General features: G+C 42.0%; 1 protein-coding gene. It reads right to left on the reverse strand.

Translation table 11 applies throughout. The annotated features are described in order from the left end of the window. Window positions 1-106: 106 nt before the first annotated feature. A complete protein-coding gene (locus ACKFKF_RS35020) occupies window positions 107-1,435 on the reverse strand; it encodes an IS701 family transposase (protein ID WP_446871939.1) in 1,329 nt (442 codons plus the stop codon). Between the last annotated feature and the right edge of the window lie 73 nt (window positions 1,436-1,508).

Raw genomic sequence — 1,508 nt, forward strand, 5'->3', positions numbered from 1 at the left:
TAGAGGTTTGCAGATTTCGTATAGATTTTTTCACTTGGAGAGTGACAGAAGAGGGATACCCCTCTTCTGTCACTCTCCGAGACAAATAAATAGCAAATCAGCAGAATCATCCAGAAGCGTAATCAGGTTTGAACTGATTCATAGCAGCAATTAAATGATTGAATCCCAGCAATAATCGCGAATTAGGGAAAACATCTAACCAGGGGTAAATCAACCAGAATAGTAAGAGGGGTTGGACAATTAAACGTAGATTATTTAAGACATTCTTCCATCCACTCCGATGATTCCATTGCCGATGATCAGAAAAACTACCCGGCTGACTCTCTGGCTCTTTAGTCTCAATTGCATCCGATTGATTCAGGCTCAAAAAGGCGGGAGAGCTTAAACTAATCAGGGTGTAAACACAAAAAATAATCTCCCACCACCGCTCAATATGCTGGAAACTTGTAAATCGATAATCTGTCCAGCCCAACTCCTGTTTACATTGCCGAAATCCATACTCTACCCAAGTCCTTAAACCATACAAGTTCCCTAGAATCCGCTTGAGATTCCCTTGAATGTTTGTCATCACAAAGCTGGTAGAATTCTCTGGCATCGTCTCTGGATCGGTCGTGATCTCCCAGTAAGTTACGGCTCTCTTCTTGCCATAAATGATTTCCCTGATGTATCTAGTCTCTGATTTCTGATTGCTAAAAGTCCTCTCAAATTCACACCACTTATTCGCCCTAACTCCCTGCCCCACAGGCAGCCAGACTGCGTGATTACTTCTAATGGCGACAACATACGCTAGGTTGTATGCTTCCAACTTTCTCAGAAATTCTCTACTCTCCCCATACAAGCTATCTGCCAATACTAGTTCAATCTCAAAGCCCGCTTCCATTAATTCTGTAATAATCTCTGAAGCTAACTCTGTTTTTGTTTTATATTGATCTCCTGCTTTTAGAGTTCCTTTGGGCTTGAATACTTTTACCATCAGTGGAAAGGTGATGTTCGAGTAAACTCCGTAGGCATTGACTGAAACGATGCCGTTATCGACTTTTCCCACACTCCCTAAATATTGTCTCGCCACATAATCGGTCGTCTTACCCTTTTTCCTGTCTCCGGTCTCATCGATCAATACGGTAATCTTTTTGCCCTTTAATGCCTGCTTTAGTTTCTGGATTCTTTTTTGGCTTAATTCTTCTACTGACCATTCTGAAACTGCTAGAAAATGATGCAATGATTGGGCTGAGTTGATACTGACTGCTTTCGCGATCTCTGGTAATGATTTCTTTTTGATCGGGGACAGGATTCCCAAATGCAAATATTTGAAGCATTCGTAGTTTCTGACTTCCTTAAACAGGTCTTTGTACTCGGCACAATAGTCATCGATGAACGCAACGGTTGCCTGAGCCTCTCTGGGCAAATGCTTGAGGATTTGTAACTCTACATCCATTGTCCTACCTACCTTTCAGGGGTTCTCTGATTCTACTTTCTATTTAAGGTACTCGGAGAGTGACAGAAGAGGG

This window comes from Phormidesmis sp. 146-12 (assembly GCF_052939495.1).

Bases quoted from the DNA above. Each gene is read 5' to 3' on its own strand.
- ACKFKF_RS35020 (WP_446871939.1), bottom strand. From the start codon at position 1,435: ATGGATGTAGAGTTACAAATCCTCAAGCATTTGCCCAGAGAGGCTCAG.